Genomic DNA, 17,909 nt, shown 5'->3' on the forward strand with positions numbered 1-17,909 from the left:
CCCGGGCGCCCTCGGCGCCCGGGGCCTCAGCCCTTCTGGGCCGCGCGCAGCTTGGCCACCTGGCGGCGGACGACCCGCTCGTCCGGCGCCGGGGCCGGTTCGGCGCCGACACCCACCGTGCTGAACACCACCAGGGCCGGTCCGACCCGTGCCAGGACGGCACGCTGCGCGAGCACCACCGCGCCGGATTCATTCGTCAGGGTGAAACCCGTCGCCGCGTCTGCTCCCTCGGGCGTGGGCGTGTCGTTCCGGCTCAGCCGGTGCCCGGTCCGGGTCACGCCCCGGCTCCGGTCAGCCGGGGGCGGCGGCGCCGTCGAGGCGAACTCCGCGCACCGGCCGAACAGTCCCTCCAGTTCCGCCTGCAGCCGGGCCGCCCGGTCGCCCCGGTAGCCGAGCAGCCCGCCGTACAGGCTCCCCGAGGGGTCGGCGGCCAGGGCCACGCTCAGATCCGTCTCCGCGTACGGCACCGCCGACACCGGCGCCGGGGAGGCCGAGGCCCGGGCGGCCTTCGCCGGGCCCGCCGCCGGCGCCACCGCGTCCAGCAGCGGCTGGCAGGCCGGCTTGTCGGCGGTCTCCCGGCCGCCGTCCGGGCCGGTCTCGCCGTGGCCGGGGGCGATCACGGTGACGGTGAAGCCGGGCCCCAGCTCGGCGTCGGTGACCGCGGCGGCGCGCAGTTCGGCGGCGGACAGCTCCCTGGCCGGGGCGGCGACGGCCCGGTCGGCCGAGCCGCCCGCCGGGGCGGCGCAGCCGGCGGCGAGCAGCGCGGCGGCCAGCAGTGGAGCGGCCAGCAGCGGGTTGGCCGGTAGGAGGTTGGCCAGCAGGGGGACGGCCGGCAGCGGGACCGGAGGGCGGGGCGGACGCGGGGTGCGGGCGGGACGCGGGGCGCGGTGCGGCACGGGGGCCTCGGCGGGGTGTCGGCGGCGAACGGGTGGGCCACCGTAGCGCGACCCGGAGTACCCGCGCGGTCACTCCGCGTCGTGATCGGCGCCCGGGTTCCCGTCCGACTAGGCCAGTCGTGCCTGATTGATCACACCTCGGACCCCCGGAGGCGGTTCCCGACAACGCGTCGATAGGATGCTCGCGGCCGGTGGACCGTACCCGGCCGGGCTGACCGACACCGAAGCCGGCCGAGCCCCCAATCGCTTCCGGAGGGTTTTTCCGTGCCGGCTGGAACGCTGTACCGCGGCCGGGAAGGCATGTGGAGCTGGGTGGCTCATCGAGTCACCGGCGTCCTCATCTTTTTCTTCCTGTTCGCCCATGTCCTGGACACCGCCCTGGTGCGGGTGTCTCCCGAGGCGTACGACACCGTCATTCAGACGTACAAGACGCCGCTCGTGAACCTGATGGAGTACGGCCTGGTGGCCGCCATCCTGTTCCACGCCCTGAACGGACTGCGCGTCGTCGCCGTCGACTTCTGGTCGAAGGGTCCGAAGTACCAGAAGCAGATGCTCTGGACCGTGGTCGGAGTCTGGGTCGTCCTCATGGCCGGCGCCTTCTACCCGATCCTTCAGCACACGCTGACCTCCTGGTTCGGGAAGTGATCTGAGACATGTCCACGGAAATCTCCGACGCTGTGGTGGTCCCCTCCGCCCACGCGCACACCGCCAAGGGTCTCGGCACCGGCAACCCGGCTGACGCGTTCGTGATCGAACCGGCCAGGCAGCGGTCGAAGAAGACCCCGCGCCGCACCCGTACCAACTTCGAGATGCTCGCCTGGCTCTTCATGCGCCTGTCCGGCATCGTCCTCGTGGTGCTGATCCTCGGCCACCTGCTGATCATGCTGGTGCTCGACGGCGGCGTCTCCAAGATCGGCTTCGCCTTCGTGGCCGGCCGCTGGGCCTCGCCGTTCTGGCAGGTCTGGGACCTCACGATGCTCTGGCTCGCCATGCTGCACGGCGCCAACGGCATGCGTCAGGTCATCAACGACTACGCCGAGAAGGACTCCACCCGGCTCTGGCTGAAGGGCCTCATGGGTACCGCCACGGTCTTCACCGTGCTGCTCGGCACCCTGGTGATCTTCACCTTCGATCCCAACATCTGAGCCGACAGCATCCACATCGGACATCGGCAGAGGCCAGAGGCGAGTTAACCCCCCATGCAGATTCACCAGTACGACACCGTCATCGTCGGCGCCGGCGGCGCCGGGATGCGCGCCGCCATCGAGTCGACGCAGCGCAGCCGCACCGCGGTCCTGACCAAGCTCTACCCGACCCGGTCCCACACCGGCGCGGCCCAGGGCGGCATGTGCGCCGCCCTGGCCAACGTCGAGGAGGACAACTGGGAGTGGCACACCTTCGACACGGTCAAGGGTGGTGACTACCTGGTCGACCAGGACGCCGCCGAGATCATGTGCAAGGAGGCCATCGACGCGGTCCTCGACCTGGAGAAGATGGGTCTGCCCTTCTCCCGCACCGAGCAGGGCCGGATCGACCAGCGCCGCTTCGGCGGCCACTCCCGCAACCACGGCGAGGCCCCGGTCCGCCGGTCCTGCTACGCGGCCGACCGCACCGGTCACATGATCCTCCAGACGCTGTTCCAGAACTGCGTCAAGCACGGCGTCGAGTTCTTCAACGAGTTCTACGTCCTGGACCTGCTGATCAACGAGGGCCGCACGGCCGGCGTCGTCGCCTACGAGCTGGCCACCGGCGAGATCCACGTCTTCCAGGCCAAGGCCGTCGTGTTCGCCTCCGGCGGCACCGGCAAGATGTTCAAGGTCTCCTCGAACGCCCACACCCTCACCGGTGACGGCCAGGCGGTGGCCTACCGCCGCGGCCTGCCGCTGGAGGACATGGAGTTCTTCCAGTTCCACCCGACGGGCATCTGGCGGATGGGCATCCTGCTCACCGAGGGCGCCCGCGGCGAGGGCGGCATCCTCCGCAACAAGGACGGCGAGCGCTTCATGGAGCGCTACGCCCCCGTCATGAAGGACCTCGCGTCCCGTGACGTCTGCTCCCGCGCGATCTACACCGAGATCCGCGAGGGCCGCGGCTGCGGTCCGGAGGGCGACCACGTCTACCTGGACCTGACCCACCTGCCGCCGGAGCAGCTGGACGCCAAGCTCCCGGACATCACCGAGTTCGCCCGGACCTACCTCGGCATCGAGCCCTACACGGACCCGATCCCGATCCAGCCCACCGCGCACTACGCGATGGGCGGCATCCCGACCAACGTCGAGGGTGAGGTGCTGCGCAACAACACCGACGTCGTCCCGGGCCTGTACGCGGCCGGCGAGGTCGCCTGCGTGTCCGTGCACGGCGCCAACCGTCTGGGCACCAACTCGCTGCTGGACATCAACGTCTTCGGCCGTCGCGCCGGCCTCGCCGCCGCGGGCTTCGCCGACGCCAACGAGTTCGTGCCGCTGCCGGAGAACCCGCAGCAGCTGGTCCAGGACCTGGTCGACTCGCTCCGCGAGTCCACCGGCACCGAGTCCGTGGCGCAGATCCGCAAGGAGCTGCAGGAGTCCATGGACGCCAACGCGATGGTGTACCGCACCGGCGCCACCCTGAAGCAGGCGGTCGAGGACATCGCCGCGCTGAAGGAGCGCTACAAGAACGTCTCGATCCAGGACAAGGGCTTCCGTTACAACACGGACCTGCTGGAGGCCATCGAGCTGGGCAACCTGCTCGACCTGGCCGAGGTCCTGGCGGTCTCCGCGCTCGCCCGCGAGGAGTCGCGCGGCGGTCACTACCGCGAGGACTTCCCGACCCGTGACGACGTGAAGTTCATGCAGCACACCATGGCGTACCAGGAGGTCGCCGCCGACGGCAGCACCTCCATCCGCCTCGACTACAAGCCGGTCGTCACGACCCGCTACCAGCCGATGGAGCGTAAGTACTGATGAGCACTCCGACCGTGGAGAAGCACTCGGCCGCTCTGGACGCGGCCGAGGCCGGCGGTACCAAGCTGATCACCGTCACCGTCCGGATCCGCCGGTTCAACCCGGAGGAGCACCCGGACCCGGTGTGGGTCGACTACCAGCTGGAGATGGACCCGAAGGAGCGCGTCCTGGACGCGCTCAACAAGATCAAGTGGGAGCAGGACGGCACCCTCACCTACCGCCGTTCCTGTGCCCACGGCATCTGCGGCTCCGACGCCATGCGGATCAACGGCCGCAACCGGCTGGCGTGCAAGACCCTGCTCAAGGACGTCAACCCGGAGAAGCCGATCACGATCGAGGCCATCAAGGGCCTGACGGTCCTCAAGGACCTGATCGTGGACATGGACCCGTTCTTCCAGGCGTACAAGGACGTCATGCCGTTCCTCATCACCAAGGGGAACGAGCCGACCCGCGAGCGCCTGCAGTCCGCCGAGGACCGCGAGCGCTTCGACGACACCACCAAGTGCATCCTGTGCGCCGCGTGCACGTCGTCCTGCCCGGTGTTCTGGAACGACGGCCAGTACTTCGGCCCGGCCGCGATCGTCAACGCCCACCGCTTCATCTTCGACTCGCGCGACGAGGGCGCGGAGCAGCGGCTGGAGATCCTCAACGACCGCGAGGGCGTCTGGCGCTGCCGGACCACCTTCAACTGCTCCGAGGCCTGCCCCCGCGGCATCGAGGTCACCAAGGCGATCCAGGAAGTCAAGCGCGCCCTGGTCACCCGCCGCTTCTGATCCCGAGCCCCACGCCGAAGGCCCCCGTCCGCTCCGGACGGGGGCCTTCGCGTTGCTCAGCGCAGGAGGCTCAGCCGGCGGCCGGTTCGCGGCGGGTGGCGCGCAGGCCGCGGAGGCCGAGGGTGCCGACGGCGAGGCCGAGGGCGAGGGAGGTGAGGGCGAGGAGGAGGTGGACCCAGAAGAAGGCGGTGGGCTGGGAGTGGTCGCCGCCGGTGAAGGCCTGGCCGCCGGAGTCCTTCCAGAGGTTCTTGACGAAGGTGGTCCAGATGACCAGGGACCAGACGCCGAAGGCGGTCAGGAACCAGGAGGTGCGGCGGCTGAGCTTCATGGGGCGGTCCTCGGTGGGGCGGGGAGGTGAAGGCGGTGTGCTTCCCCAGTATGCGCGGGCGTCCGTTCGGCGTACGGCGGCCCCCTCCTGGGCGGACCGGGGCGGAGCGGCGGACAGCGGGGGTCCCGAGTGGGTACCGTCTGCTGGTGCCCACCAGCTCGAAGCTCGCACGCCTGATCGCCGCGCCCGCCGCGGCCCTGCCGCTCCTGTTCGCCGCCCCGGTGGCCGTCGCGGCCCCGCCCGGGTCGCCGCCACCGGCCTCGGTCGGGGGCGACCGGATGGGGCTCCCGGGGGTCCAGATGGATCCGCTGGCGGGCGCTCCGGCGCTGCCGGGGGGCCTCACCGGCCAGTCCTGGATAGTCGCCGACGCCGCGTCAGGAGAGGTGCTGGCGGCCAGCAACCCGCATCTGCGGCTCGCCCCGGCCTCCACCCTGAAGATCCTCTTCGCGGACACCGTGCTGCCCAAGTTCGACCGCGACGCCGTGCACCGGGTCGCGCCCGACGAGATCCAGGGGATCGGCGCGGGGAGCAGCCTGGTCGGCATCAAGGAGGATCTGGACTACCGGGTCGAGGACCTCTGGCGCGGGGTGTTCCTGAGCTCGGGGAACGACGCGGTGCACGTCCTCGCGCACATGAACGGCGGCGTGCAGCAGACCGTGGCCGAGATGCAGGCGCGGGCGGAGGCGCTGCAGGCCCGGGACACCCGGGTGGTGTCGCCGGACGGCTACGACTCGGACGGCCAGGTGTCCTCGGCCTACGACCTGACGCTGTTCGCCCGGGCGGGGCTGCGCAACCCGGACTTCCGGAGCTACTGCGCGACCCGCGACGCGATGTTCCCGGGCGCGGTGGACCGGAACACCGGGCAGCGCGGCAGCTTCGGGATCGCCAACACCGACCGGCTGCTCGGCAAGTACCCGGGCCTGATCGGGGTGAAGAACGGTTTCACCACCAATGCCGGTTCCACCTTCGTCGGAGCCGCCGAACGGGACGGCCGCACCCTGCTGGTGACGGTGATGCACCCGTCCACCTACCAGAAGGTGTACGACGAGACGGCCGCGCTGCTGGACTGGGGCTTCGCCGCGGCCGGCAAGGTCGCCCCGGTCGGGAAGCTGGTGGAGGAGGGCGAGAGCGCCGCGCCGACGCCGACCGGCCAGGCGGGCGGTGCCGCCGGGGCGCCCGCCCCGCCGCCGCACCCCTCGCCGACCGCCACCGACCGGTCCGCCCCGGCGGCCGCCCGGGCGGGGGAATCCGCCGGGGACGGTCCCGGGTCGGTCGGCTGGGTCGTCGCCGGAGTGGTCCTGGCGGCGGGCGGCGTGGGTGCCGTGCTGCTGCTGAACCGGCGGCGCTCGGCCGCCCGCTGAACCCGGTCCGCCGGGGTCCCCGGTCCGGCCTCAGCCCTCGCCGTCCTGGGAGCGGCGGGGCCGGGGCCGGTCCTCCTCGGCGGCCGGCTCCTTCGGGCCGGACGCCTCCTCGTCCTGGTCCGCGGCCTTCTCCTTGTCCACGGCCTCGCCCTTGTCCACGGCCTCGTCCCTGTCCGCGGCCTCGTCCTTGTCCGCGGCCTCGACCAGCGCGGCGGCGCGCTCGCGGGCCCGCTCCCTGGCCGCCGCCGGATCGGCGGTCGCCGTCCAGGCCACGCAGTACATCAGCAGCCGGCAGACGAAGTTGATCCACAGCAGCAGGGCCACCGGCACGCCGAAGGCGCCGTAGAGGCTCTTCCCGGCGACCGAGCCGAGGTACGAGGACAGCAGGATCTTCAGCAGCTCGAAGCCGACCGCGCCGATCAGCGCGGCCCGCAGGACGTCCCGCCGGTGCTGGTGCGTGATCCTCGGGAACGGCGCCAGCAGGTAGGCGAAGAGCAGCATGTCGCAGCCGACGGCGATCAGCAGCCCGGCCGCGGTGAGCAGGTAGCCGCCCGAGCCCAGGCCGATCCGGTCGGCGATCCGGCCGGCCAGGGTCGTCCCGGCGGCCGAGGCGCCGAGCGAGACCAGTGAGACCAGGCCGAGGCCGCCGAGGACCAGGAAGTCCCAGCCCTTGCGCAGCAGCGGGTTGCCCTCCTCGTCGGGCAGCTGCCAGAGGTCCCGGATCGAGGTCCGCATGGTGTCCACCCAGCCGAGGCCGGAGAGCACCAGCAGGACGCCGCTGACGAGTCCGACCGCCCCCGCGTTGGCCACCAGCGAGGGCAGGTTGAGCGCGTCGGAGATGCCCGGCAGCTGGTCGGAGATCCGCTTCTGGATGTCGTCGACCCTGCTGTCGCTGAGGGTCGCGACGGCGATCGCCAGGGCGACCGTCAGCAGCGGGAAGAGCGCGAGGAAGCCGAAGAAGGTGACCGCGCCGGCCAGTCGGTTGCCGCGCAGCGCGGTGAAGTGCTCGTAGGCGCGGTAGGGGCGGCTGCGCAGCACCCTCGTCACGATCGGGCCGATCACCGGGAGGCGGGTCAGAAAGTCCACCGTCCGGTTATACCGGCCCGTCCCCCGAACGGCCGTCAGGCCCGCCGTCGAACAAGCAGCCAGGCCCACGGTCAGACCGGCCGTCAGACCCGCCGTCAGACCCGCCGTCAGCGGCGGGCCATCCGGCGGGCCCGGGCCAGCGCGCGGACCGCCTGGTAGGCGGTGTACCGGCCGTGGCCGAGGAGTTCGGTGCGCAGTCCGGACACCCCGACGGGCGCCCGGTAGCCGGCCGGGCGCAGCCGGGCGCAGTGCTCGGCGGCCCGGCGGAAGAACTCCCGGCGGTCGCCGGGCGGGATCCGGCCGGGCCGGGAGACCACGGTGTTGAGGTGGTGCAGCATCCGGCCGTAGACCACCGGTCGCCAGCGGTCGAGCTCGGGGCGGTCGTCGAGGAACGCGAAGACCAGGTCGTACTGGCCGAAGACGTCGAAGTGCTTGCGGCCGGCGGTGGCCAGGATGTTGCCGCCCTCCTGGCGCTGCCGGTAGTGGACGCCGACCCGGTCGAGCAGGGTGATGCCGCGGGCGGCGAGCAGCGCCGGGTACGTCCACGGGGTGTCCTCGTAGTACCCGGCCGGGAAGGTCAGGCCCTGGGCGGTGACGAAGTCGCGGCGGTAGGCCTTGTTCCACACCACCTGGAGCAGTTCGAGCAGCTCGGGCCGGTCGGCGAGGTCGAAGACCTCCCGGGAGGGGGCGCCGAAGACCTTGGCGGAGGCGGCCCGGACGGTCCGGCCGTCCGCGTAGGTGCGGGCGTAGTCGTAGACCAGGACGTCCGGGTCGCCGACGGCCCGCAGCCGGTCGTCGACGGCCTTCAGCAGACCGGGGGTCAGGGTGTCGTCGCTGTCGAGGAAGAGCACGTAGTCGCCGGTGGCGACGGCGAGGCCGGCGTTGCGGGCCCGGCCGAGGCCGACGTTCTCCGGCAGGTGCAGCACCCGCACCCGGGGGTCCTCGGCGGCGGCCGTGTCGAGCATGGCTCCGCAGCCGTCCGGGGAGCGGTCGTCCACCGCGATCAGCTCGATGTCCGGACCGTCCTGGCCGAGCACCGAGGCGAGGCACTCGGCGAGGTACTCCTCGACCCGGTAGACCGGGACGATCACACTGAAGCGGGGCATGGCCCCAGGGTAGTGGGCCTGCGCGAAGGCCCCCGGAGGGCCCCCGGCGGGGCCGTGGGCCGGGGGTAGGATCGACGCGCACGTACGCACCGAATCAAAGTGCGGTCAGACCCCGAGGGGGCTGCCACGCTCCTTCCCGAGAAAGGCCTGCGTAGCCGATGGCTCCCCGCCTCTCCATCGTCGTCCCGATCTACAACGTCGAGCGCTACCTCGTGGAATGCCTCGACTCGATCGCCGCCCAGACCTTCACGGACTTCGAGTGCGTCATGGTCGACGACGGTTCGAAGGACGACAGCGCCGCCCTCGCCGAGGCGTACGCCGCCAAGGACTCCCGGTTCCGGCTGGTCCGCCAGGTCAACAAGGGCCTCGGCGCGGCCCGCAACACCGGTATCCGGCACATCGACCCGGACGCCGAGTTCCTGTGCTTCGTCGACAGCGACGACTCGATGCCGCCCAGTGCGTACGAGCTGATGATCAACACGCTGGACGAGACCGGCTCGGACTTCGCCACCGGCAACGTGCTGCGCTTCCGCGCGATCGGCTACTACCAGTCCGGCGGCCACAGCCGCCCGTTCGCCAAGACCGTGCTCAAGACGCACATCACCGAGATCCCCTCGCTGGTCACCGACCGCACCGCGTGGAACAAGGTGTACCGCCGCTCCTTCTTCGACGCGGCCGGCATCGTCTACCCCGAGGGCATCCTGTACGAGGACGCCCCGGTCAGCGTGCCGCACCACTACCTCGCCAAGAGCGTGGACGTGCTCTCCGAGCCGATCTACCACTGGCGCGAGCGCGAGGTCGGCGAGATGTCGATCACCCAGATGCGCACCAACCCCAAGGGCCTGGTCGACCGGGTCGCCTCGGTCGAGCTGGTCCGCGCCTGGCTGCGGAAGCAGACCGAGCCGCGCTTCGCCGAGTACCTGAAGAGCTACGACGAGAACACCCTCGTCGAAGAGATCCCGATGTTCTTCTGGTCCGTCGTGGACGGCGACAAGGAGTACCGGGACGCGTACATCACCAGCGTCAGCCGGCTGCTGCGGGCGATCGGCCCCGAGCAGGTCAAGAAGCTGCGCGCGCCGCTGCGGCTGAAGTACCACCTGACCCTGCAGGGCCGGATCGACGAGTTCGTCGAGCAGATCAAGTACGAGGGCGAGAGCAACGGCGGTGTCGTCGCCAAGGGCCTGCTGCGCCCGTACGCCGACTACCCGTTCCTGCGCGGCGGCCGCAAGAGCGTGCCGGCCGGCCTGCTCAGCCTGCGCAACTCCACCGTCATCCGCAGCCGGCTCTACGACGCGCACTGGGAGGGCGGCCGGCTGCGACTGACCGGCCACGCGTACCCGGAGCAGCTGGGCGCGGCCAACAAGCACGACATGGTGCGCACCCTGGTGCTGCGCGAGGCCAAGGGCCGCCGGGTCGTCGCCGTGCCGATGAAGACCCAGTACAGCCCCGAGGCCACCGCCACCAACCACCACGACCTCTACAACTGCGACTGGGCCGGCTTCACCGTGGCGCTCGACCCGGAGAAGCTCAAGCACCGCGGCCAGTGGAAGGACGGCAACTGGCGCGTCCTGGTCGCCGGCGCGGGCAAGGGCGGCGTCTACAAGGGCCGGGTCTGGGCCGGCTGGGCGGACACCGCGCTCTACCAGCCCTCGCACTGGGTCGAGCCGGACGTGCGGGTCGTCCCGTTCGTCCGCGACGGCAGCGTCTACCTGCGGGTGGAGAACGCCAAGGTCCGGGTGACCGGGCTGGCCGCGAACGGCGACACGGTCGAGGTGTCCGGCGCCGCCCGTTCCGGCGTCCGGCTGGCCGGCGCCCGGCTGCGGATGACCCACGTGGAGTCCGAGCGCGAGCTGACCTTCCCGGTGACCACCGGCACCTCGGTCGGCAGCCTCCAGCAGTTCCACGCCGCCGTGCCGGTCGCCGAGCTGACCGAGGTCCGGGAGTCCTGGGCCGAGCTGGACCCGATCGCCGAGGAGCGCGCCCGCGACCGCTGGGACACCACCCTGGAGCTGGCCGACGGCACCACCGCCCCGCTCGTCTGGGACGACCGGAACGCGCCGGAGCAGCTCAACCTGGTGCTGAACCCCGACGCCGCGCCCGAGCAGCGACGCGCCCTCTACTCCAAGCCCTCCCCGGGCGGCTACCTCCAGTTCCTGGACCAGCTGCTGCAGCCGGTCGTGCACGAGGTGACCGCGCGCGGCGCGGACGGCTTCCTGCTCAGCGGCACCTTCCCGCTGCCCGGCACCCACCACTGGGAGCTGGTCGTGCGCCACCACTGGGGCGAGGAGCAGCACGTCTACCCGGTGGAGATCGCGGACGGCCGGTTCCGGACCGCGCTGCCGGCCGTGCCGACGGCGTCCTTCGCGGGCAACGTGCCGCTGGCCAAGGGCGGCTGGAACGTCTCGTTCCGCCCGGTCGGCGCCGTCTTCCACCCGGACATGGCCTCCTACGCGCTGATCGCGCCCGAGTGCTGGAACGCGCTGCCGCTGGAGGTGGAGGCCCGCGGCAAGCGGATCGTGCTGGAGCGGCGCCACCACGACGGCCTGCAGCTGGAGTCCGAGAACATACTGCTTCCGGAGGAGCGCAGCGGCTGGCGCCAGCGCAAGCTGCGGACGGTCGACTACCCGGCCGCCCGCCGGCTGCCGCTGCGCGACACGGTGCTCTACAACGTCGCGCTCGGCGGCCTCTACGCGGACTCGCCGCGGGCGATCCACGAGGAGCTGGTGCGCCGCGACCTGCCGCTGGAGCACCTGTGGGGCGCCGACGACCTCCAGGCGGACCTGCCGCAGTCGGTCGGCCCGGTGCGGCTCTGGAGCCCGGAGTGGTTCGAGACCCTGGCCACCGCGAAGTACATCGTCACCAGCGCGCACCTGCCGGACTTCTTCGTCCGCCGGCCCGGCCAGGTCGTGCTGCAGACCTGGCACGGCTCGCCGCTGAAGCAGATCGGCCACGACTTCGAGAAGGTCTGGTTCACCGACGCGCACTACCTGAAGGGCCTCGCCAAGGAGGTCCCGAACTGGAGCCTGCTGCTGGCCGGCAGCACCTGGGCCGCCCCGGTGCTGCGCCGCGCCTTCGACTTCAAGGGCGAGATCCTGGAGAGCGGCCTGCCGCGCAACGACGTGTTCTTCGCCGCCGACAAGGAGAAGACCGCCGAGCGGGTGCGCGAGCGGCTCGGCCTGCCCGAGGGCAAGAAGGTCGTGCTGTACGCGCCGACCTGGCGCGAGGACCGGCGCCGCCACTACGGCGGCTACCAGCTGCACCTCCAGCTGGACCTGGAGGCGGCGCAGGCCGCGCTCGGCGAGGACCAGGTGCTGCTGGTCCGCCGGCACGCCAACGTCCGCGAGCAGATCCCGAGCGCCGGCAACGGCTACGTCTGGGACGTCAGCAGCTACCCGGACATGGGCGAGCTGATGCTGGCCGCCGACGTGCTGGTCACCGACTACACGGCGGCGACCTTCGACTTCGCCGTGACCGGCAAGCCGATCCTGTTCTTCACCTACGACCTGGCGCACTACCGCGACAACCTGCGCGGTTTCTCGCTGGACTTCGAGGCGGACGCGCCCGGCCCGCTGCTGGCCACGTCCGAGGAGCTGGTGGCCGCACTCGGCCGGGTGGACGAGGTCACCGCCGAGTACGCCGGGAAGTACGCGGCGTTCCGCGACAAGTACTGCGACCTGGACGACGGCCACGCCGCCGCCCGGGCGGTGGACGCCATGCTGAGCCGCGAGGCCTGACCGGGAATTCCCACCCGGTGGAGGCGCCCGACGCACTTTTCGCGTCGGGCGCCTCCCGCATTTCCGGGCCTTTCGAACTGGAGTTTCCGGAACGAACTCGCCAGCTAATTCACAGTCAATTCCCAAATTGACCTCGGATGCTTTTCCGGGTGAGATGGAATTCTCGCCGAGAAAGGTCCGTGGAAATGGCTGTCCTCACCAGGTTCGTCCTCCCGCACGCCGCCCCCCGGTTCGGCGACCCGCGTTTCGGCACCCCGCTGCCGGACCAGGAGGAGCACGCCGCCTTCGGACTGCTGCGCGCCCGCTGGTCCTCCCGCGGCCTGGAGCTCACCGGCTTCGCCCGCCCCGACGACCGGTCCACCGCCCGCCCCGGCTCGGCCTGGACCTGGCTGACCCTGCGCCCCGACGACCGCGGCACACCCCTCCACCTCCCCACCAGGCCGCGCCGGCTCCCCGAGGTCACCGACGACAGCGCCCAGCCCGAGCACAACCACGACTGGGCCGGCTTCACCGCCCTGGTCGAGCCGCGCCGGCTGCGCACCGCCGACGGCTGGCTGCTCGGCGACTGGACCGTCGAGGCCACCCTGTTCACCCTCGCCCGCCCGACCCGGCTGCGCCGCCAGTACGGCGGCCTCGCCCCGCACTGGTGCGGCTCCGGCGAGTACCCGCCCGCCCGCTGGGTCGACCACGACGTGCGGCTCCAGCCGTACTTCGCCGACGGCCGGCTCGCCGTGCGGCTCGAACGCCCCGCCGCCCGCCTCACCCGGGCCGTCCCCGGCCCCGACGGGATCGACCTGCACCTCACCGCCGCCGAGCCGCTCCCGGACCGGACCGCGTTCCGGCTGCGCCACCGCGAGAGCGGCACCGTCCTGGTGCGGCCCGCCACCGGCAGCGGACGGACCCGCGGCGTCCGCCTGCCGTACGCGCCGTTCACCGCCGACGGGCGCGGCGCCGGTGAACTGGAGCACTGGGACGCCGCGTTGGTCCGCCCCGACGGCACCGCCGAGGCGCTCGTCCTGGACGAGCGCCTCGGGCCGGTCTCCGGCCAGCACCCGCTGCCCGGGGCCGAGGACCGGGTCCTGCACCTCAAGCACCTCGCCGACGGCCGGCTCCAGTTCTGCGTCCGGCCCGCCGCCGGCTGGGTCGAGCGGCTCACCGACCGGGCCGGCGGCTTCGAACTCACCGGCCACTGCCCCGTCGACGGCCCGCTGGAACTCGTCCTGCGGCACAACGGCACCGGCGGCGAGGTCCGCCACCCGGTCGAGACCGGCCCGGGGCGGCGGTTCACAATCCGGCTGCCCGCCACCCGCACCGGCTCCGACGGGACCGCGCTGCCCCTGCGCAAGGGCCTGTGGGAAGCCACCCTGGAGCCCGTCGGCCGGCCGGGACCGGCCCGCCCGCTGACCGCCTCGCCCGCCGTCCTGGCCGTGCTGCCCGCCGCCACCCTGGCCGGCGGCAAGCGGATCCTGCTGGAGCGCCGCTGGCACGACACCCTGCTGCTGGACTCCACCCCCGTGCTCAGCGCCACCGAGCGCAGCGCGTGGACCCAGGCCCGCCAGCGCACCGCCGGCTACCCCGCCGCCTGCCGCGAACCGCTGCGCGAGGCCGTGCTCTACGACGTCTTCGGCGGCCGCGGCTACGCCGACTCACCGCGCGCCGTGCACACCGAACTCGCCCGCCGCGGCACACCGCTGGAGCACCTGTGGGTGGTCGACGACGCCCAGGCCGAACTGCCGCCCGGGGTCCGCGCCGTCCGGGTCTGGAGCCCCGAGTGGTACCGGGCCCTCGCCACCAGCCGCTACCTCGTCGGCAACACCCACTTCCCGGACTTCCTGCGCCGGCGCCCCGGCCAGGTCGTCGTCCAGACCTGGCACGGCGCCCTGCTCAAGCGGATCGCCCACGACGTCGAGAACCCCTGGCTCGCCGACCACGGCTACCTCGCGGCCCTCGACCGGGAGACCCCGCACTGGAGCCTGCTGCTCTCCCCCAGCCCCTTCGCCACCCCGCTCCTGCGCCGGGCCTTCCGCTACCGGGGCGAGATCCTGGAGTCCGGCTACCCGCGCAACGACGTGCTGGCCCGCCCCGACCCGCGCCGGGCGGCCGCCGTCCGGCGCCGGCTGGGGATCCCGGCGGGCCGTCGGGTGGTGCTCTACGCGCCGACCTGGCGGGAGGACCGGCCACGCCCGGACGGCGACGGCTTCCGGCTCGACCTGCGGCTCGACCTCGAGCGGGCCCGGCAGGCGCTCGGCGGGGACCATGTGCTGCTGCTGCGCCCGCACGCGCACGTCCGCGAGCCGCTGACCGGCACCGGGGACGGCTTCGCGATCGACTGCGCCGACTACCCGGACGTCCAGGAGCTGCTGCTGATCGCCGACGTGCTGGTGACGGACTACTCGTCGATCCTGTTCGACTTCGCGGTCACCGGCCGGCCGATGCTGTTCTTCACCTACGACCTGGCGCACTACCGGGACGGCCTGCGCGGCTTCGCCTTCGACTTCGAGGCCCAGGCCCCGGGACCGCTGCTGGACGACTCGGCCGGCCTGGTCACGGCGCTGCGCGCACTCGCGGACGACGGCGGCGCGGTGCCGGCCGGGTACGCCGAGGTCTACCGGCGCTTCCGGGACACGCACTGCGTGCTGGACGACGGCCACGCGGCCCGCCGGGTGGTCGACCGGATGCTGGCGCTCGGCGGCCGGCCCGGGGGTCAGGAGAAGGCGTAGGAACGCCAGGGCCGCCAGACCTCGTCGACGTCGAAGCGGGAGAGGCTGAACCCGGGGACCGCGAACGCCGCGTGGAAGGACCGGGCCTGCTCCTGGGCCTGGTCGAGCACGTCCTCCGCGAGGCCGTGCGCCACCGTCACGTGCGGGTGGTACGGGAAGGCCAGCTCCCTGGCCAGCGGGCCGGAGCGGATGTCCGCCTCCAGCAGCCGGCACTCCCGCTCGCCCTCCTCCACCCGGACGAAGACCACCGGGGAGACCGGGCGGAAGGTACCGCCGCCGCGCAGCACCATCCGGAACGGCCGGTGCGCGGCGGCCACCGCCGCGAGGTGCTCCTCGATCTTCGGCAGTGCCTCGGCCGGCACCTCGGTGGGCGGCAGCAGGGTGACGTGCGTGGGTATCGACCGGGCCAGCGGATCGCCGTGCCCGGCCCGCGCGTCCTGGATCGCCGTGCCGTGCGGGTCCGGGACAGTGACGGACACGCCGATGGTCAGGAACTCGGGGAGCTCCTGACCACCGGGCAGGCTCGTCAGCGGAGTCACCGCGCGGAGGCCGGGAGGAAGCCGATCCGGTCGTACACCGTGGCCAGCGTCTCGGACGCCACCGCGCGGGCCTTCTCGGCACCCACCGCGAGGGCGCGGTCCAGCTCGGCCGGGTCGTCCAGGAAGGTCCTGGTGCGCTCCTGGAAGGGCAGCACCCACTCGGTGAAGAGCTCGGCCAGCTCGGTCTTCAGGGCGCCGTACATCCTGCCCTCGAAGTGCGCGACCAGCTGCTCGACCGACTGCCCGCTGAGCGCCGAGTGGATCCGCAGCAGGTTGGAGACGCCGGCCTTCTCCTGCTCGTCGTAGCTGACGACGGTGCCGGTGTCGGTGACGGCGCTCCTGAACTTCTTGGCGCTGGCCTTCGGCTCGTCCAGCAGGCTGACCAGGCCCTTGGGGGAGGACGCCGACTTGCTCATCTTGACGGCCGGGTCCTGGAGGTCCTGGATCTTCGCCGTCTCCTTGAGGATGTACGGCTTCGGGACCGTGAAGGTCGGGCTGTAGCGGGAGTTGAAGCGCTCCGCGAGGTCGCGGGTGATCTCCACGTGCTGGCGCTGGTCCTCGCCGACCGGGACGGCGTCCGCCTGGTAGAGCAGGATGTCCGCGATCTGCAGGATCGGGTAGGTGAACAGGCCGACCGTGGTGCTGTCGGCGCCGTACCGGGAGGACTTGTCCTTGAACTGGGTCATCCGGGAGGCCTCGCCGAAGCCGGTGAGGCAGTTCATCACCCAGGCGAGCTGCGCGTGCTCGGGCACGTGCGACTGGACGAACAGGGTGCAGTGCTCCGGGTCCAGACCGGCGCCGAGCAGCTGCGCGGCGGAGATCCGGGTGTTCTGGCGCAGCGTCGCCGGATCCTGCGGCACGGTGATCGCGTGCAGGTCGACGACCATGTAGAAGGCGTCGTTCTCCTTCTGCAGGTCGACCCACTGGCGCACCGCGCCCAGGTAGTTACCGAGGTGGAACGAGCCGGAGGTGGGCTGGATGCCCGAGAGCACCCGGGGACGGTCCTTGACCGGACCAGTGACCGCTGCGTTGACCATGCGGGCCATTGTTCCAGTTCCACCGACCGGTCAGGAAACCTCCTGCCCCGGTGGTTCCGCCAGTGTGACCGCACTCACCCTCACCCGGGCGATCCGCCGGCCCTCCAGCTTGGCCACCGTCAGCAGCACCTCCTCGCCGGGACCGGCCGGGATCCGCACCAGGTCGCCGTCGGCGGGCAGCCGGCCGAGCGCGGCGACCAGGCAGCCGGCCACCGTCTCGTACGGGCCCTCGGGGAGGGTGACGCCGGTCTCCTCGACGAAGTCGGCCAGGTTGAGCAGGCCGTCGAGCTCCACGCCGCCGCCGGCCAGGCGCCGGGTCGGGGAGGACTCCGGGGTGTCGTACTCGTCCCGGATCTCCCCGATCACCTCCTCCACCAGGTCCTCCAGGGTGACGATGCCGGCGGTGCCGCCGTACTCGTCGACCACGATCGCCAGGTGGTGGCCCTCCCGGCGCATCTCCCCCATCGCCTCCAGCACCCGCTTGGTGCCGGGCAGCAGTTTGATCGGGCGGGCCAGGTCGCGGGCCTTGGCGGCCCGTTCGCCGCGCACGCCGTACAGGTCGCGGACGTGCACGAAGCCGGTCACCGCGTCGTAGCTGCCCTCGATCACGGGGTAGCGGGAGTGCGGCGAGGAGTCCGCCTGGGCGCGGACCTCGGCGAGCGGGCGCTCGGCGTCCAGGAAGGTCACCTCGGTGCGCGGGACCATCACCTCGCGCAGTTGGCGCTCGCCCGCGGCGAACACATCGGCGATCAGCGTCCGCTCGTCGCTCCCGAGTTCGGTGTTGGCGGCGACCAGGCCGCGGAGCTCCTCCGAGCTCATCGAGCCCCGGCCGGCGGCCGGGTCGCCGCCGAACAGCCGGACCATCAGGTCGGTGGAGCGGCCGAGCAGCCAGATCGCCGGGCGCAGCGCCACCGACATGACGTCGACCACCGGCGCCGCCAGCAGGGCGATGGAGTCGGCCCGCTGAAGGCCGATCCGCTTCGGGGTGAGTTCGCCGAGCACCAGCGAGACATAGCTGATCACCAGGGTCAGCCCGACCAGGGCGGCGGCGTCGGCGACCCCCTCGGACAGCCCGGCCCGGACGAACAGCGGGGCCACCTTGCCGGCCAGGGTGTCGGCGCCGAACGCGGCGGAGAGGAAGCCCATGCAGGTCACGCCGACCTGGACGGCCGCCAGGAAGCGGTTCGGGTCGGCGGCGAGGTGCGCGGCCCGGGCCGCCCGCCGGGTGCCGCGCGCCTCCAGCGTCCGGATCTGTCCCTCGCGCAGCGAGATCAGCGAGATCTCGGCGACGTTGAACAGGCCGCCCAGGACGATGAAGACGAGGACGAGCGCGGCGTCCTCGATGGTTTCGGTCACAGCGGGCCAGTGTAGGACGACGGCCCGCCGT

General features: G+C 72.4%; 14 protein-coding genes. 7 read left to right on the forward strand and 7 right to left on the reverse strand.

Annotation, left to right across the window (positions count from 1 at the left end):
- Positions 1-26 precede the first annotated feature (26 nt).
- Complete coding sequence (locus tag SM793_RS01925) at positions 27-896, reverse strand: hypothetical protein (RefSeq protein WP_320436205.1); 870 nt, start codon at positions 894-896, stop codon at positions 27-29.
- A gap of 264 nt (positions 897-1,160) precedes the next feature.
- On the opposite strand from SM793_RS01925, the gene sdhC reads away from it, so the two are divergent.
- The 4 genes from sdhC to SM793_RS01945 are packed head-to-tail and all read left to right on the forward strand — an operon-like array spanning position 1,161 to position 4,611.
- The gene (gene sdhC / locus SM793_RS01930) at positions 1,161-1,541 is read left to right on the forward strand and encodes a succinate dehydrogenase, cytochrome b556 subunit (protein ID WP_037779669.1); all 381 of its coding nucleotides are present in this window, start codon (positions 1,161-1,163) and stop codon (positions 1,539-1,541) included.
- 8 nt (positions 1,542-1,549) lie between these two features.
- Entirely contained in the window at positions 1,550-2,041 is a 492-nt protein-coding gene (locus SM793_RS01935; RefSeq protein ID WP_320436206.1) for a succinate dehydrogenase hydrophobic membrane anchor subunit, read from the forward strand.
- 54 nt (positions 2,042-2,095) lie between these two features.
- Entirely contained in the window at positions 2,096-3,838 is a 1,743-nt protein-coding gene (gene sdhA / locus SM793_RS01940; RefSeq protein WP_320436207.1) for a succinate dehydrogenase flavoprotein subunit, read from the forward strand.
- A complete protein-coding gene (locus tag SM793_RS01945; protein WP_320436208.1) occupies positions 3,838-4,611 on the forward strand; it encodes a succinate dehydrogenase iron-sulfur subunit in 774 nt (257 codons plus the stop codon). The genes sdhA and SM793_RS01945 overlap by 1 nt, the downstream gene beginning before the upstream one ends.
- Positions 4,612-4,681: 70 nt before the next feature.
- On the opposite strand, the gene SM793_RS01950 is transcribed toward SM793_RS01945, so the two are convergent.
- The gene (locus tag SM793_RS01950; RefSeq protein WP_320436209.1) at positions 4,682-4,939 is read right to left on the reverse strand and encodes an SCO4848 family membrane protein; all 258 of its coding nucleotides are present in this window, start codon (positions 4,937-4,939) and stop codon (positions 4,682-4,684) included.
- Positions 4,940-5,085: 146 nt separating this feature from the next.
- Between SM793_RS01950 and SM793_RS01955 the strand changes: the two genes are divergently transcribed.
- The gene (locus tag SM793_RS01955; protein WP_320436210.1) at positions 5,086-6,300 is read left to right on the forward strand and encodes a D-alanyl-D-alanine carboxypeptidase; all 1,215 of its coding nucleotides are present in this window, start codon (positions 5,086-5,088) and stop codon (positions 6,298-6,300) included.
- Positions 6,301-6,330: 30 nt separating this feature from the next.
- On the opposite strand, the gene SM793_RS01960 is transcribed toward SM793_RS01955, so the two are convergent.
- Both SM793_RS01960 and SM793_RS01965 read right to left on the reverse strand, forming a co-directional pair.
- Positions 6,331-7,386, reverse strand: a complete 1,056-nt coding sequence (locus tag SM793_RS01960; RefSeq protein WP_320436211.1) for a YhjD/YihY/BrkB family envelope integrity protein — start codon at positions 7,384-7,386, stop codon at positions 6,331-6,333.
- Positions 7,387-7,493: 107 nt separating this feature from the next.
- Positions 7,494-8,492: a glycosyltransferase family 2 protein gene (locus SM793_RS01965; protein ID WP_413815850.1), complete on the reverse strand. Its 999-nt coding sequence runs from the start codon at positions 8,490-8,492 to the stop codon at positions 7,494-7,496.
- Positions 8,493-8,650: 158 nt separating this feature from the next.
- On the opposite strand from SM793_RS01965, the gene SM793_RS01970 reads away from it, so the two are divergent.
- Together SM793_RS01970 and SM793_RS01975 are read left to right on the forward strand one after the other, a co-directional pair.
- Positions 8,651-12,226, forward strand: a complete 3,576-nt coding sequence (locus SM793_RS01970; protein ID WP_320436212.1) for a bifunctional glycosyltransferase family 2 protein/CDP-glycerol:glycerophosphate glycerophosphotransferase — start codon at positions 8,651-8,653, stop codon at positions 12,224-12,226.
- A 185-nt stretch (positions 12,227-12,411) separates the two neighbouring features.
- Entirely contained in the window at positions 12,412-14,946 is a 2,535-nt protein-coding gene (locus SM793_RS01975; protein WP_320436213.1) for a CDP-glycerol glycerophosphotransferase family protein, read from the forward strand.
- On the opposite strand, the gene SM793_RS01980 is transcribed toward SM793_RS01975, so the two are convergent.
- Genes SM793_RS01980 through SM793_RS01990 form a run of 3 tightly spaced genes read right to left on the reverse strand, consistent with a single transcriptional unit; the run spans position 14,931 to position 17,878 of the window.
- Positions 14,931-15,485, reverse strand: a complete 555-nt coding sequence (locus tag SM793_RS01980) for a 2'-5' RNA ligase family protein (protein WP_320436214.1) — start codon at positions 15,483-15,485, stop codon at positions 14,931-14,933. The genes SM793_RS01975 and SM793_RS01980 overlap by 16 nt on opposite strands.
- Complete coding sequence (gene trpS / locus SM793_RS01985) at positions 15,482-16,522, reverse strand: tryptophan--tRNA ligase (RefSeq protein ID WP_320436215.1); 1,041 nt, start codon at positions 16,520-16,522, stop codon at positions 15,482-15,484. The genes SM793_RS01980 and trpS overlap by 4 nt, the downstream gene beginning before the upstream one ends.
- 30 nt (positions 16,523-16,552) lie before the next feature.
- Complete coding sequence (locus SM793_RS01990; RefSeq protein WP_320436216.1) at positions 16,553-17,878, reverse strand: hemolysin family protein; 1,326 nt, start codon at positions 17,876-17,878, stop codon at positions 16,553-16,555.
- Between the last annotated feature and the right edge of the window lie 31 nt (positions 17,879-17,909).

Source organism: Kitasatospora purpeofusca (assembly GCF_034043715.1).
GTDB classification, from domain to species: Bacteria; Actinomycetota; Actinomycetes; order Streptomycetales; family Streptomycetaceae; genus Kitasatospora; species Kitasatospora purpeofusca_A.

Coding starts and splice junctions, on each gene's coding strand:
- SM793_RS01950 (WP_320436209.1), bottom strand. CDS start 4,939: ATGAAGCTCAGCCGCCGCACCTCCTGGTTCCTGACCGCCTTCGGCGTC.
- SM793_RS01965 (WP_413815850.1), bottom strand. CDS start 8,492: ATGCCCCGCTTCAGTGTGATCGTCCCGGTCTACCGGGTCGAGGAGTAC.
- SM793_RS01945 (WP_320436208.1), top strand. CDS start 3,838: ATGAGCACTCCGACCGTGGAGAAGCACTCGGCCGCTCTGGACGCGGCC.
- trpS (WP_320436215.1), bottom strand. CDS start 16,522: ATGGTCAACGCAGCGGTCACTGGTCCGGTCAAGGACCGTCCCCGGGTG.
- SM793_RS01970 (WP_320436212.1), top strand. CDS start 8,651: ATGGCTCCCCGCCTCTCCATCGTCGTCCCGATCTACAACGTCGAGCGC.
- SM793_RS01935 (WP_320436206.1), top strand. CDS start 1,550: ATGTCCACGGAAATCTCCGACGCTGTGGTGGTCCCCTCCGCCCACGCG.
- SM793_RS01975 (WP_320436213.1), top strand. CDS start 12,412: ATGGCTGTCCTCACCAGGTTCGTCCTCCCGCACGCCGCCCCCCGGTTC.
- sdhA (WP_320436207.1), top strand. CDS start 2,096: ATGCAGATTCACCAGTACGACACCGTCATCGTCGGCGCCGGCGGCGCC.